Genomic DNA, 14,348 nt, shown 5'->3' with positions numbered 1-14,348 from the left:
CCGGGCCCCGGCCGGCCGGACCCGACCGGTCGCCCCGGCAGGCCGGACCGGTCACTCGGCGAACAGGCCCCGCCGGGCGGCGCGCGCGTCGAACTCCTCCAGCCGCGCCTGCGCGTCGGGTAGTTCGTCACACATCGCCTCCAGCAGCACCCGTCCCAGCATCATGGGCGAGCAGGCGGTGTCGAAGGACAGCGTGGTTCCGACGGCGGCGGGCAGCAGCAGGTCGCCGGGGCGGGCGACGGGCGCGAAGACGCTGTCGGCGACGGTGACGATCCGCAGCCCGGCCTCCCGGGCGCATTCCAGGGCCGCCACCGTCTCGCGCGGATGGCGGGGCAGCGCGAAGCACAGCAGCGCGCTCGCCCCGGCCCGCACCGCGGCGTCGAGGCGGTCGTCCAGCATCGAGCCGCCCTCGTCCAGCAGCCGTACGTCCGGGTGCACCTTGGCGGCGAAGTACGCGAAGCCGCGGGCCTGCGCGGCGGCGGCCCGCAGCCCCAGGACGGGCAGCGGGCGGGAGGCGGCCAGCAGCCGCCCGGCCTCGGCGACGGGGGCGGGATCGGCCAGCAGGGCCGCGAGCTGCCGCAGGTGCTCGATCTCGGCGTGCACGGCCTGCTGGTACGCGTTGCCCGCCGCGCCGCCCTCCGCTCCCTCCGCTCCTTCCGCTCCGGCGCCGGGAGCGCCGCCCGCCGAGGGCGCCGGCAGGGCCTCGCGCAGATGCCTGCGCAGCGCCGGGTAGCCGTCGAAGCCCAGTGCCACGGCGAAGCGGGTCACCGACGGCTGGCTGACGCCGGCCAGCTCCGCCAGCTCCACGCTGGACAGGAACGGGGCGTCCTCCGCGCGCCGCACCATGCAGTGGGCGATCCGCCGCTGGGTGGGGGTGAGCCGGTGCCCCTCGAACATCCTCAGCAGTCGCGCGCCCGCACCGCTCACCGTGCCCACCTGCCCCTCCGCCCTCTTCAGGACTCTCCTGCTCCGCATAAGCCTATTCAGTGCCGGCCCGGTCCGCGGGGCCGGGCCGCGGTGGAGCGGTGGACCCACGGGGCGGGACGGAGCGGGCGGGCCCGCAGCAGGGCGGCACGCGGGAAGCCGTACGAGAAGTCGCGCGGGGACCGCCACACCCCGGTGCGGACACCGGGGGCGGGACGACGGCGGTCCCCGCGAGGACGCGCGGCCGGGCCTGGCCCGCGTCCCGGGCGCCGGGAGGAGTCCGGGAGCCGCTCCGGAGGCCCTCCGCGCCGTTGGACACCACGGTGCCCGACGGGTGTTAACCGCGTTTTTCCGGGCCGTGACGGCCCGGTACCTACTCCGCCCCGCCGCCTGCGGCCCCGGTGCCCCGGGCGAGGAAGGCCAGCAGGTCCTGGCGGCTTACCACTCCGGTCGGCTTGCCCTCCACCAGCACGATCGCCGCGTCGGCCCCCTCCAGCACCGCCATCAGGTCGGCGACCGGCTCGCCCGAGCCGACCTGCGGCAGCGGCGCGCTCATATGCGCCTCCAGCGGCTCCTCCAGCTTGGCGCGCCCGGTGAACAGCGCGTCCAGCAGGTCGCGTTCGACGATCGAGCCGACGACCTCGGCCGCCATCACGTCCGGGTGCCCGGCGCCGGGCTTGACCACGGGCATCTGCGAGACGCCGTACTCGCGCAGCACCTCGACGGCCTCGCCGACGGTCTCCTCGGGGTGCATGTGGACCAGCGAGGGCAGCTCGCCGTCCTTGCGGCGCAGCACGTCGCCGACGCGGGCCTGGGTGGGCTCGCCCTCCTCCAGGAAGCCGTAGTCCGCCATCCACTCGTCGTTGAAGATCTTCGAGAGGTAGCCGCGCCCGCCGTCCGGCAGCAGGACGACGACCGTGTCGTCCTCCCCGAGCCCCTCGGCCACGCGCAGCGCCGCGACCACGGCCATGCCGCAGGAGCCGCCGACCAGCAGGCCCTCCTCGCGGGCCAGCCGCCGCGTCATCCGGAAGGAGTCCTTGTCGGAGACGGCGACGATCTCGTCCGTCACCTCGCGGTCGTAGGCGCTGGGCCAGAAGTCCTCGCCGACGCCCTCCACCAGATAGGGGCGCCCCGAGCCGCCGGAGTACACCGAGCCCTCCGGGTCGGCGCCGACGATCCGCACCTTCCCGCCGGAGACCTCCTTGAGGTAGCGGCCGGTGCCGCTGATGGTGCCGCCGGTGCCGATGCCGGCCACGAAGTGGGTGATCCTCCCGTCCGTCTGCTCCCACAGCTCGGGGCCGGTGGTCTCGTAGTGGGAGCGCGGGTTGTCCGGGTTGCTGTACTGGTCCGGCTTCCAGGCGCCCGGCGTCTCGCGTACCAGCCGGTCGGAGACGTTGTAGTAGGAGTCGGGGTGCTCTGGATCGACCGCGGTGGGGCAGACCACGACCTCGGCGCCGTACGCGCGCAGTGTGTTGATCTTGTCCGTGGACACCTTGTCCGGACAGACGAAGACGCAGCGGTAGCCCTTCTGCTGGGCCACGATCGCCAACCCCACCCCGGTGTTGCCGGAGGTGGGCTCGACGATGACGCCGCCCGGCTTCAGCTCGCCGGAGCGTTCGGCGGCCTCGATCATCCGGACCGCGATCCGGTCCTTCACCGAACCGCCCGGGTTGAAGTACTCGACCTTGGCCAGAACGGTGGCCCGGATCCCCGCCGCCACACTGTTCAGCTTGACCAGCGGGGTGTTGCCGACAAGCTCGATCATCGAATCGTAATACTGCACCTGGTTCTCCGCATTCGGGGGCAGTCGCCGTCGCCTGCCCGTACAGCCAGCCTAGGGGGACGCCGGAGCGGTGTTGACGCGCGTTGCGCAGCGCAGTGCACTGGGCATGACACTCATAGTGACGTGCGGGCACCGCACGGACCGCGCGCCGGGCGCACAGGGCGCGCGTACGGGGTGCGAGGAGGCTGCGGGGGCGCGGCGGAACGGAGGGGCCGATGGCGAGGGCTGTGCCCGGACCGGTGTCCGGGGCGAGAGTGGCGCGCAGGATCGCGACCGCCGCGGCGTACGGCGGCGGAGGAGCCGGACTGCTCGGCGGGGCGGCCGTCGGCCTGCTGATGGCCCAGGCACGGCTGGCGCGGCGCCGGGTGGGCGGTTCGGACGACGTGCCGCCGCCGGCGGACGGGGTGTACGGCACGGCCGTCGCCTCCGTCGGACCGGGCGCGCAGGCCACACCGCTGCGGCTGGCGGTGCTCGGGGACTCCACCGCCGCCGGGCAGGGCGTCCACCGGCCGAGGCAGACCCCGGGCGCGCTGCTGGCGGCGGGGCTGGCCGCGGTGGCCGAGCGGCCGGTGCGGCTGCGCAACGTGGCGGTCTCGGGGGCCTGTTCGGACGACCTGGACCGCCAGGTGTCCCGGCTGCTGGAGGACGGCGGCATCAACGGCGACGGCGCTCCCGACGTGTGTGTCGTCATGATCGGCGCGAACGACGTCACCCACCGTGTGCCGCCCGCCGTCTCGGTGCGGCTGCTGCGGGACGCGGTGACGCGGCTGCGGGCGGCCGGCTGCGAGGTCGTGGTGGGGACCTGCCCGGATCTGGGCACGGTCGAGCCGGTCGCCCAGCCGCTGCGCTGGCTGGCCCGCCGGATGAGCCGCCGGCTCGCGGCGGCCCAGACGGTCGCGGTGGTGGAGCGGGGCGGATGGACGGTCTCGCTGGGCGACCTGCTCGGCCCGGAGTTCGAGGCGAACCCGCGGGAACTGTTCGGCCCCGACAACTACCACCCCTCGGCGGAGGGTTACGCGACCGCGGCCATGGCCTTCCTGCCCACGCTCTGCGCCGCGCTGGGCCTGTGGCCCGAGGGGCCGCAGGAGGACGGGTGCCCCGGCGGCCTCGGTGCCGCACGCCGCGAGGAGGCCCTCCCCGTCGCGGCGGCCGCGGCGGCCGCGGCCGGCGAGGGCGGCACCGAGGTCTCGGGGACGCACGGCCCCCTGGCACTGCTGAGACGCCGCCTCCGCAGGCGGCTGCCGGTGGCCGGGGTGATCGCGGTGGCCGAGCGGCCCGGGGCGCCCGAGCCGGCGGGCGCCGGGTGACCGCGCGGCTGTACCGCTCCGCGTCGGGTTCGCGCGAGCCCGGCGCGGAGCGGAAGGGTCCGGAGCGGCCCGGAGCCGTCCGGAGTGGTCCGGCGAACGGGTAGAACTGAGCAAGCGCTTAGAAAAGAGGCCCGGATCACACGTGGCGAGTCGTGACCGCCGCCTTACGGAACGGTAGTTTCCAAGCATCCACAGCCCTCCGCCCTCGTTCCCTGGAGCCGTGATGCCCGAAGCCGTGATCGTCTCAGCAGCCCGTTCGCCGATCGGACGCGCCTTCAAGGGCTCGCTCAAAGACGTCCGCCCGGACGACCTGACCGCCGGCATCGTCAAGGCCGCGCTGGACAAGGTGCCGCAGCTGGACCCGGCCGAGATCGACGACCTGATGCTGGGCTGCGGCCTGCCCGGCGGCGAGCAGGGCCACAACCTCGGCCGGGTCGTCGCCGTCCAGATGGGGATGGACCACCTGCCGGGCTGCACCGTCACCCGCTACTGCTCGTCCTCGCTGCAGACCACCCGCATGGCCATGCACGCCATCAAGGCGGGCGAGGGGGACGTGTTCGTCTCGGCCGGCGTCGAGACGGTCTCCCGCTCGGTCAACGGCACCTCCGACGGCATGCCCGGCACCCACAACCCGGTCTTCGCCGACGCCGAGGCGCGCACCGCCGCCCGTGCCGAGTCCGGTGGCGAGGGCTGGCACGACCCGCGCGAGGACGGCGAGCTGCCGGACGTCTACATCGCCATGGGCCAGACCGCCGAGAACCTCGCCCGCCTCAAGGGCGTCACCCGGCAGGACATGGACGAGTTCGGCGTGCGGTCCCAGAACCTCGCCGAGAAGGCCATCGCCTCCGGCTTCTGGGAGCGCGAGATCACCCCGGTCACCCTGCCCGACGGCACGGTCGTCTCCAAGGACGACGGTCCGCGCGCGGGCGTGACCCTGGAGGGCGTGCAGGGCCTCAAGCCCGTCTTCCGCCCCGACGGCCTGGTCACCGCGGGCAACTGCTGCCCGCTCAACGACGGCGCCGCCGCGCTGGTGATCATGTCCGACACCAAGGCGCGCGAGCTGGGCATCACCCCGCTGGCCCGGATCGTCTCCACCGGCGTCTCCGGCCTGTCCCCCGAGATCATGGGCCTGGGCCCGGTCGAGGCGTCGAAGCGGGCGCTGAAGCTGGCCGGCATGACCATCGGCGACATCGACCTGGTGGAGATCAACGAGGCGTTCGCCGCCCAGGTGATCCCCTCCTACCGGGACCTGGGCATCGACGAGGACCGGCTCAACGTCAACGGCGGCGCCATCGCCGTCGGCCACCCCTTCGGCATGACCGGCGCCCGCATCACCACCACCCTGATCAACTCCCTCCAGTGGCACGACAAGCAGTTCGGCCTGGAGACGATGTGCGTCGGCGGCGGCCAGGGCATGGCCATGGTCATCGAGCGCCTCAGCTGAACCGGCCCCGGCGCGTACCGCACCGGCCCGGCGCCCCCGCCTCCGGCGTGGCACGCGACACACCCGACCGGCGCGCGGTGTGATCTGACTCACCGTCGGTGCGCCGTCGATGCACCGGTGAGACCGAAGAGCCCCCAGGATGTGATCTATGTCCTGGGGGCTCGCCGTCTTTCCTGCTCACAGGGGTTCCATTGGTCCGCACAGAGGTCCGCGCACGCCCTTTTGGCGGTGCCCGGCACGTCGCTCGACAGGAGATTCCCCTCCGGCTGCGATAGGAATTCAGGGATCGGAGTTCCAACCGGGAGTACGTCAGTGAGCGCCATATCCCTCATCCTGCTGCTGGCCGCCGCCGTCGCCGCGGCTCTGGGCGGCGCCGCCCTGCACACCGCCCTGGGCCTGCGCCGCCGGCTCGCCGAGCTGCGGGCGCGGCTGGCCGCGGCCGAGGCGCGCGCGGCCCTGGCGCACGCCTTCGTCCCTCCGGCGCGCACCTCCCCGGACACCGAGGAGATCCGGTCCGCCGTCGCCGACGCCCTCGCGGAGGAGCGCGAGCGCGAGCTGGCCGAGGCCCGCGCCTTCTGGGCCGCCCAGGAGGCACGCGACGACCGTGCCGAGAGCCTCCTGCCCGACGGGCGCGGCGCGGAGCACGAGGGCGCCGGTCCCGACCCGGCACTGCTCGACGCGCTGCTGGAGCGCGCCCTGGGCAGCGGTACGCACGAGGGCGAGGCGTTCGTACCGCACCAGACGGACCGGGAGGGGGCCGCCTCCGGGCCGGACCTCCGGCGGCCCGCCGCACCCGGCTCCGAGGACTTCGAGGAGGCCGGGGAGACCGGGGACACGGCGGAGGCCGACTCCGCGGAGCTGGCCGCGGCACGCCGCCGCCATCCCTCCCACCCCGGCTACGGTCTGAACGGCGAGCCCGTCGTCCCCGGCCCCGCGACCGAGCCCGACGACTTCGAGGACTCCGACACCGCCGACCGCGGCTCCGACCGCGCCGACGGCGCCACCGACCACGAGTCCACCCGCCTGCGGCTGGCCGAACTGGCCGAGTGCCGCACACCACTGGCCGACGTACGGCCCGGCCTGCTGGGCACGCTGGACGTCTACGTCTTCGCCGACGGCACCACCGTCTGCATGACGCCCGGCCACCGCGAGACCGCCGAGCGGCTCGCCGCCGCGGTGCGCGAGGGCGCCGAGCCGGTGCTGCTGGGCGGATCGGGCGTCCTCGGCGCGTACGCCCTCACCTTCGCGTGCGGCCGGGAGAGCGTCTACGTCCTGGCCGACCGGGTCATCGCCTCGGTCTGAACGCCGCTTCGAGCGCCGCGGACTCGGCGGCCTCCACCAGCGCCACGGCCTCGGCCAGCTCCCGGGACCCGGCCCCGGCCCGCTCCCCGGCCGCCCGCAGCGCCTCCGCCAGGTCGTGCCCGGCCACCGCGAGTTGGTCTCCGGCGGCGAAGAGGCCCGCGCCGGGCAGGGGGCGCGTGGGGCGGCCGGGGAACTCCAGGCGCTGGGCGCGGCCGGCCAACTCCCCGGCCAGTTCGAGCCCCTCGGCCGCGGCACCCCGGGCCAGGGCGCTGTGCGGCATGGCCCGCAGCCGGTCGGCGAAGCGGTCCACGGCGGTCAGCAGGGGGGTGACGTCGAGCACGGCGCAACCCTATGCGCCCCGCGCACACCGCCGCCAACGGGCCGCCGGCGGGCGGAACGCACGGGTGGCACGCGGGAGGCCTACAGGAGTCGCACGGCACGCGCGGAGGGGCCCCGGGGCAGATGCCCCGGGGCCCCTCACAGGTCCCGCGTCCGGTCCGGCCGGGAGGCCGGGGCCGGACAGCCGGATCAGTCGCTGCTCTGCAGGATGGCGATCAGCCGCAGGAACTCCAGGTAGATCCAGACCAGGGTCAGGGTCAGGCCGAACGCGGCCAGCCAGGACTCCTCGCGGGGGGCGCCGTAGGCGATGCCGTCCTCGACCTGCTTGAAGTCCAGGGCCAGGAAGGCGGCGCCGAGCACGATGCCGATGACGCCGAAGAGGATGCCCAGGCCGCCGCTGCGGAAGCCGAGGCCGTCACCGCCGCCGAAGACGGCGAACAGCAGGTTGATCCCCATCAGCAGGACGAAGCCGATGGCCGCGGCCATCACGAAGCGGTAGAAGCGCCGCGTGACGCGGATGATGCGGGCCTTGTACATGAACAGCACCGCGGCGAAGACCGCCATGGTGCCCAGCACCGCCTGCATCGCCGCACCGTCGGCGATGTAGCTGTCGACGTAGTTGCTGACGGCTCCGAGGAACAGGCCCTCGAAGGCTGCGTAGGCCAGGATCAGCGGGGGCGACGCCTTGCGCTTGAAGGACTGCACCAGCCCCAGGACCAGCGCGATCAGCATCGCGCCCAGGGCCAGGCCGAGCGACAGGTCCGTGATCCACGCCACAGCCGCCATGGCGACGACCAGGCCGACCGTCATCGACGTACGGGCGACGACGTCGTCCATCGTCATCCGGCCCGCCCGCGGCGGGGCGGCGGTGGGCGGGAAGCCCGGCTGCCCTGCCGTCTGGGGCTGCTGGGCGTAGGGGTTGGTGGGCTGGGCGCCGGTCGCGTACGGGTTGGCGGCGTACGGGTTCCCGGCCTGCGGCTGCTGCGTGGCGTTGAAACCGGCGTAGCCGTTGTCTCGGCTGAATCCCCGTCGCGAGAAGACCGGGTTACTGCTCCTCATCTCACTCCTCCATGGCCGCACCGCGCGGCCCTTCCTCAAGAGTAATGCTTTAGCAAAGACCGCACGGTAGTGCACTGGCGAGAACGACGGAAGGAGTCGTGATTGTTCCGGTACCCGGCGTCGTGCCGGTGATACCCCGCCAGAGGGCTTCCGTACGCCCGTTCGGCGGAACGGCGCGCCCTCCCGCGCGCCGCGACCGGAGACAGGTCCGTCACGTGCGGGGCGGGCAGCAGGGTCAGCGTCCCGCGCCGCAGCACGGTGCCGCCCTCGGCCGTCCAGCCGTCGGCGGTGCCCGGCCGCAGCGGGGACTCCGCGCGCAGCGGCGAGGAGATCACCGGGCCGAGCGGTGCCCCCGACAGGGGCCGTGCGAGGGCCGGCGTGCCCGGAGCCGGATTCGAACCGGCACGGCCTGTAGGCCAACGAGGTTTAAGCTCGCCGTGTCTGCATTCCACCATCCGGGCACCGGCTCATGGACCGCACGACTGGCTACGGCCCTCCCCTGGACGCTGAACGAGCCTATCCGCGGCGCTCGTTCGGACAACGGGCTTTCGACTCCAGGTTGTCTGATTTTATTGGCAACTGATGCAGCATCAGCGGCGCGCGCCCCTCTTCAAAGAGGATCACGCGCCCCCGCGCCGCCGTCAGGAATGACGGAAAGTCGCTGCCCAGCCACAGGAAGGCATCGGGGTGTCCTCTCCTCCTCAGGGATGACACGGGCCTCCCCGGTCCCCCCGCAGGCTCCCTCCGAGACCGGTTCGGGGGTGGACGCCGGTGGCCGGTTTCGCACGGACGATGGAGGGGTCCCCGTCAAGCCGCTGTGACAGGAGCCCCCTCCCGTGACCACCAGCACCCCGTCCGACACTCTCTCCGCGCCCTCCGCCGCCGCCGGCGCCGCGGCCGCCCGCGCCGTGGACCTGAGCAAGGTCTACGGCCAGGGTGAGACGAAGGTGGTGGCACTCGACTCCGTCACCGTGGACTTCCGGCGGGGTCAGTTCACCGCGATCATGGGCCCGTCGGGTTCGGGCAAGTCGACGCTGATGCACTGCATGGCCGGTCTGGACTCGTTCTCCTCCGGCTCGGCCTGGATCGGTGAGACCGAGCTGTCCTCCCTGAAGGACAAGAGGCTGACCCGGCTGCGCCGGGACAAGATCGGTTTCATCTTCCAGGCGTTCAATCTGCTGCCCACCCTGACGGCGCTGGAGAACATCACGCTGCCGATGGACATCGCCGGCCGCAAACCGGACCGGGAGTGGCTGGAGAAGGTGGTGGAGACGGTCGGCCTGGCGGGCCGGCTGGGGCACCGCCCCAACCAGCTCTCCGGCGGCCAGCAGCAGCGCGTGGCGGTCGCCCGCGCCCTGGCCGCCCGGCCGGAGATCATCTTCGGCGACGAGCCGACCGGCAACCTCGACTCGCGCGCCGGTGCCGAGGTGCTCGGCTTCCTGCGCAACTCGGTGCGGGAGCTGGGCCGGACGGTGGTCATGGTGACCCACGACCCGGTGGCCGCCTCGTACGCGGACCGGGTCGTCTTCCTCGCCGACGGCCGGATCGTCGACGACATGGCCGATCCCACCGCCGAGGGCGTGCTGGACCGCATGAAGGCGTTCGACGCCCGGGGCCGCACCAGCTGACCGGCCGGGTTCCGGCCCCGACACCCCGACCCGCCGCGCCTCCACACCTATCTCCAGGATCACGAGCCCCCATGTTCCGTACCGCCCTGCGCAACGTGCTCGCGCACAAGGCCAGACTGCTGATGACCACGCTCGCCGTCATGCTCGGCGTGGCGTTCGTCGCCGGCACCCTGGTCTTCACCGCCACCCTCTCCGATGCCTTCGCGAGAAGCTCCGCCAAGGGCTTCGAGGCCGTCGACGTGGTCGTCCGCCCCGACTTCTCCAGCGACGAGGCCGACCCCGGCGGCCCCTCGGACCTTCCCCGCGAACTGCTGGAGCGGACACGGGAGCTGCCTGGCGTCGAGCACGCCACCGGAGCCGTCTCCGGCTTCGCCGCCCTCGCCGGCAAGGACGGCAAGCTGGTCGGCGAGGGCTGGTCGACCCAGGGCGGCAACTACGACACCGGCCCGGACGGATCGGGCGAGGACCCGCGCTACGACCTGCGCGAGGGCCGGGCTCCGCAGCGTGCCGGTGAGATCGCGCTGGACTCCGCGACCGCCGGGCGCACCGGCTACGGAGTCGGCGACACCGTGCGGCTGTCCGTCAGCGGCCCGGTCCGTGAGGAGAAGGTCACCGGCGTCTTCGACACCGACGACGGCAACGTCGCCGCCGGCGGCACCCTGGTGCTGTTCGACACCGCCACCGCCCAGGAGCTGTTCTCCCAGCCCGGCCTGTACAGCGAGGTCGTGCTGACCGCCTCCGAAGGCGTGGACCAGGGGGAGTTGAGGAAGAGCGTCGAGAAGGTCCTGCCCGAGCAGGCCGAGGCCGTCACCGGGCAGTCGCTCGCCGACGACCAGGCGAGGATGATCGAGGCGGAGATGGAGGGCATGCGCACCGGACTGCTGGTGTTCGCCGGAATCTCCCTCTTCGTCGGTGTCTTCATCATCGCCAACACCTTCACCATGCTGGTCGCCCAGCGCACCAAGGAGCTGGCGCTGCTGCGCGCGGTCGGCGCGAGCCGCCGCCAGGTGACCCGCTCGGTGCTGGTGGAAGCCGTGGTCGTCGGCGCGATCGCCGCGGGGATCGGCCTGCTGGCGGGCATCGGGATCGGCGCCGGGCTGCGTTCGCTGATGGGCTCCCTCGGTCTCACCGTGCCGGACGGCCCGCTGATCGTCCCCCCGGCCGCGGTCATCGCCTCGCTGGTCGTCGGCATCAAGGTCACCGTGGTCGCGGCCTGGCTGCCCGCCCGTCGCGCCGCGAAGGTTCCGCCGGTCGCCGCGATGGGCAGTGTGCACGCGCCCTCCACCGTCCGCGGTCTGGTCGTGCGCAACACCATCGGCGCGGTCCTGGCCGGTGCGGGGGCCGTGCTGGTGCTGGCCGCCACCGGCATGGACGACGGCAAGATCCCGATGGGCGCGGGCGCCGGGCTGCTGGTGATCGGCGTGTTCGTGCTGACGCCTCTGCTGTCGCGTCCGGTGATCGCACTGACCTCGCCCGTGATGCGCACGGCCGGGGTGTCGGGCAAGCTGGCGCGCCTGAACGCCGTGCGCAACCCGCGCCGCACCGCCGCCACCGCCGCGGCGCTGATGATCGGCCTCACGCTGATCACCGGTCTGACCGTGATAGCGAGCAGCGTCCAGAAGGGCGTCGACAAGATGGCCACGGAGGCGCTCAAGGCCGACTACGTGGTCTCGATGGCCAACTACAGGCCACTGTCGCCGGAGGTCGAGCGGACGCTGGCCGAGCAGGACGAGGTCACGGCCCTCAGTCCGATGCGCAGTTCCCTCTCCCGCATCGGCGATGAGTACGAAGTCCTCACGGGCGTCGACGGCGAGGGCTTCGGTGAGCTGGTCGAACTCGACTTCACCGAGGGTTCGTTCGCGGGCCTGGGCGGCGAGAGCGTCATCGTGGACACCGCCACCGCGAAGGAGCGCGGCTGGAGGACCGGCTCGACCTTCGAGGTGGTCCACGAGGACGGCGAACGCGGTGAGCTGACCGTCGGGGGCGTGTACCGGGACAACGAGATGATGACCGGCGTCATGCTCGACACCGCCGCCCTGGACCCGCATCTGGAGAAGGTCACCAGCATGCAGGTACTGGTGGCCACCGAGGGCGGCGCGAGCGAGTCGGCGAAGTCCGCTCTGGCGGACGCCCTCGGCAACAACCCGGCTGTTCTCGTGCAGGACGAGGAGGACGTCTCGGAGTCCATCGCCCAGATGATCACACTGATGCTGAACATGCTCTACGGGCTGCTGGCCATGGCCGTGGTCGTCGCGGTGCTCGGGGTGGTCAACACCCTGGCCATGTCGGTCTTCGAGCGGTCGCAGGAGATCGGGATGCTGCGGGCGATCGGCCTGGACCGGCGCGGCACCAAGCGGATGGTCCGGCTGGAGTCGCTGGTGATCTCCCTGTTCGGCGGGGTGCTCGGCGTCGGCCTGGGCGTCTTCTTCGGCTGGGCGGCCGGAGAGCTGATCGCCTCCTTGATACCCACCTACGAACTGGTGCTGCCCTGGGAGCGGATGGGCGTCTTCCTGGCGCTGGCCGCGCTGGTGGGCGTGCTGGCCGCGCTGTGGCCGGCGCGGCGGGCGGCGAGGCTGAACATGCTGGAGGCCATCAAGACCGAATGACGCGGTGCCGGGCGCGGCGCGCACCGCGCCCGGCACCCCGGCCACGGGGTCCGGACCGCTCGGCGGTCCGGACCCTTACGCCTGCGCGGGCTCTCGCGCTCGCGGGCCGGGCCCGCGTGGGCCACATGGGTTCCGGTGCCGGGCGCGGCGGCTTCACCGGATTCCGGCGGCCGGTTCACCGGGCCCTGAGGTGACCCGGTGAGCGTGCGCCGTCCGGGAGCCGGCTCGTACGGGTACCGCCGTGCGCCGGTGTGTGCGTACGGGCGGGCGGGCGGTGAGTGTTCCGGTGTACCGGGCGCGCGCCCCGCGCGAGGACGCCGGGCCCAGAACGCCGAGGGGCGCCCGCCCCTCCCTGTGCGGGAGGGGCGGGCGCCCCTGCGGTGCGTGCCGCGTGCGCCGGTGCCCGGTCGGGGGACCGTGCGGTCAGGAGGCCTTGGCCTTGGGCCGGGAATCCCGTACGGCGGCCGAGACCGGGGCCGCGGCCTCGTAGAACTCCTCGCGCGGGTTCTCCACGGCGCCGAGGGAGACGACCTCGCGCTTGAGGAACATCGCGAGCGTCCAGTCCGCGAAGACCCGGATCTTGCGGTTCCAGGTCGGTACCGCCAGGCCGTGGTAGCCGCGGTGCATGTACCAGGCCAGACGGCCCTTGAGCTTCAGCTTGACCCGCTTGCCCAGGGCGATCATCGCGACGCCCTTGTGGAGGCCGAGGCCGGCCACCGCGCCCTTGTTGGCGTGGCGGTACTCGCTCTGCGGGAAGCCCCGCATGCCCGAGATCACGTTGTCGCCGAGCACCTTGGCCTGGCGCAGCGCGTGCTGGGCGTTCGGCGGGCACCAGGCGTTCTCGTTGCCCGCGTCGCGGCCGACGAGGTCCGGCACCTGGGCGTTGTCGCCCGCGGCCCAGATGTAGTCGGAGCCCTTGACCTGAAGCGTCGCCCCGGTATCCACGTGGCCGCGCGGGCCCAGCGGCAGGCCGTAGCGGGCCAGCGCCGGGTTCGGCTTGACGCCGGCGGTCCACACGATGGTGTCGGAGTCCACCTCGAGGCCGTTCTTGAGCACCACGTGGCCGTCGACGCAGGACTCCATGGACGTGGACAGGTAGACCTCCACGCCGCGCTTCTGGAGGTGCTCCAGACCCCACTTGCCGAGTTCGGGACCGACCTCGGGGAGGATCTTGTCCGCGGCGTCGACGAGGACGAAGCGCATGTCCTCGCGGCGGACGTTGTTGTAGTACTTGGCCGCGTCGCGCGCCATGTCCTCGACCTCGCCGATGGTCTCGGCCCCGGCGAAGCCGCCGCCGACGAAGACGAAGGTCAGCGCCCGGCGCCGGACGGCCTCGTCGTTCGTGGAGTCGGCCTTGTCCAGCTGCTCCAGGACGTGGTTGCGCAGGCCGATGGCCTCCTCCACGCCCTTCATGCCGATGCCGTTCTCGGCCAGGCCGGGGATCGGGAAGGTGCGGGAGACCGCGCCGAGCGCGACGACCAGGTAGTCGAAGGGCAGTTCGTAGGACTCGCCGACCAGCGGCGAGACCACGGCGACCTTGCGGTCCTGGTCGATGGTGGTGACGCGGCCGGTGAGGACCTCCGCCCCGGGGAGCACGCGCCGCAGCGGGACGACGACGTGGCGCGGGGAGATGGACCCGGCTGCTGCCTCCGGCAGGAAGGGCTGGTACGTCATGTACGAGCGCGGGTCGACGACGGTGACGGTCGCCTCGCCGTACCGCATCTTCTTCAGGATGCGGCGCGCTGCGTACAGACCGACGTACCCGCCACCCACTACGAGGATTCGCGGACGCTCCGTGGTGCTCATGCCTTCGAGTATCCCCTGCCGTTCGGGGGACCCCTCGTGAGGGCCTTCACAAGCACCTCGTCCTCTTCTGCTACACTCCGCCGACCCGTGACCGGAACCACACCCGCGACCGGGAACCGGATCACCTCACAGAACGTTCAACACCCGCTG

Annotated in this window: 10 protein-coding genes and 1 tRNA gene; 5 read left to right on the top strand and 6 right to left on the bottom strand. The window is 73.1% G+C overall.

Going from position 1 to position 14,348, the window contains the following annotated elements; all coding sequences use genetic code 11:
* Positions 1–51: 51 nt before the first annotated feature.
* A complete protein-coding gene (locus IQ279_RS05435) occupies positions 52–975 on the bottom strand; it encodes a MurR/RpiR family transcriptional regulator (protein ID WP_206347118.1) in 924 nt (307 codons plus the stop codon).
* Positions 976–1,297: 322 nt separating this feature from the next.
* Complete coding sequence (locus tag IQ279_RS05430; RefSeq protein ID WP_206347117.1) at positions 1,298–2,707, bottom strand: cystathionine beta-synthase; 1,410 nt, start codon at positions 2,705–2,707, stop codon at positions 1,298–1,300.
* A 215-nt stretch (positions 2,708–2,922) separates the two neighbouring features.
* Here IQ279_RS05430 and IQ279_RS05425 point away from each other — a divergent pair, with 215 nt between their 5' ends.
* From IQ279_RS05425 to IQ279_RS05415, 3 genes are all read left to right on the top strand, one after another.
* The gene (locus IQ279_RS05425) at positions 2,923–4,014 is read left to right on the top strand and encodes an SGNH/GDSL hydrolase family protein (protein ID WP_206347116.1); all 1,092 of its coding nucleotides are present in this window, start codon (positions 2,923–2,925) and stop codon (positions 4,012–4,014) included.
* 223 nt (positions 4,015–4,237) lie between these two features.
* Positions 4,238–5,458 carry an acetyl-CoA C-acetyltransferase gene (locus IQ279_RS05420; protein ID WP_206347115.1) on the top strand — a complete coding sequence of 407 codons (1,221 nt, stop codon included), beginning with the start codon at positions 4,238–4,240 and terminating at the stop codon, positions 5,456–5,458.
* A gap of 312 nt (positions 5,459–5,770) precedes the next feature.
* Positions 5,771–6,760, top strand: a complete 990-nt coding sequence (locus IQ279_RS05415) for a hypothetical protein (protein WP_206347114.1) — start codon at positions 5,771–5,773, stop codon at positions 6,758–6,760.
* On the opposite strand, the gene IQ279_RS05410 is transcribed toward IQ279_RS05415, so the two are convergent.
* From IQ279_RS05410 to IQ279_RS05400, 3 genes are all read right to left on the bottom strand, one after another.
* Positions 6,744–7,100, bottom strand: a complete 357-nt coding sequence (locus tag IQ279_RS05410) for a hypothetical protein (protein ID WP_206347113.1) — start codon at positions 7,098–7,100, stop codon at positions 6,744–6,746. The genes IQ279_RS05415 and IQ279_RS05410 overlap by 17 nt on opposite strands.
* A 188-nt stretch (positions 7,101–7,288) precedes the next feature.
* On the bottom strand, positions 7,289–8,158 hold the full coding sequence (locus tag IQ279_RS05405) for a Bax inhibitor-1/YccA family protein (protein ID WP_206347112.1): 870 nt from the start codon (positions 8,156–8,158) through the stop codon (positions 7,289–7,291).
* A gap of 379 nt (positions 8,159–8,537) precedes the next feature.
* A tRNA-Leu gene (locus IQ279_RS05400) sits at positions 8,538–8,619 on the bottom strand.
* 375 nt (positions 8,620–8,994) lie between these two features.
* On the opposite strand from IQ279_RS05400, the gene IQ279_RS05395 reads away from it, so the two are divergent.
* Together IQ279_RS05395 and IQ279_RS05390 are read left to right on the top strand one after the other, a co-directional pair.
* On the top strand, positions 8,995–9,786 hold the full coding sequence (locus tag IQ279_RS05395; protein ID WP_206347111.1) for an ABC transporter ATP-binding protein: 792 nt from the start codon (positions 8,995–8,997) through the stop codon (positions 9,784–9,786).
* 71 nt (positions 9,787–9,857) lie between these two features.
* Entirely contained in the window at positions 9,858–12,392 is a 2,535-nt protein-coding gene (locus IQ279_RS05390; RefSeq protein ID WP_206347110.1) for an ABC transporter permease, read from the top strand.
* Between the two features lie 423 nt (positions 12,393–12,815).
* Here the strand turns inward: IQ279_RS05390 and IQ279_RS05385 are convergent, their stop codons facing one another.
* A complete protein-coding gene (locus tag IQ279_RS05385; protein ID WP_206347109.1) occupies positions 12,816–14,198 on the bottom strand; it encodes an NAD(P)/FAD-dependent oxidoreductase in 1,383 nt (460 codons plus the stop codon).
* Positions 14,199–14,348: the final 150 nt, after the last annotated feature.

The organism is Streptomyces verrucosisporus (assembly GCF_017114865.1).
Lineage (GTDB): Bacteria > Actinomycetota > Actinomycetes > Streptomycetales > Streptomycetaceae > Streptomyces > Streptomyces fenghuangensis.
This window is presented reverse-complemented; position numbering and strand designations above follow the sequence as displayed.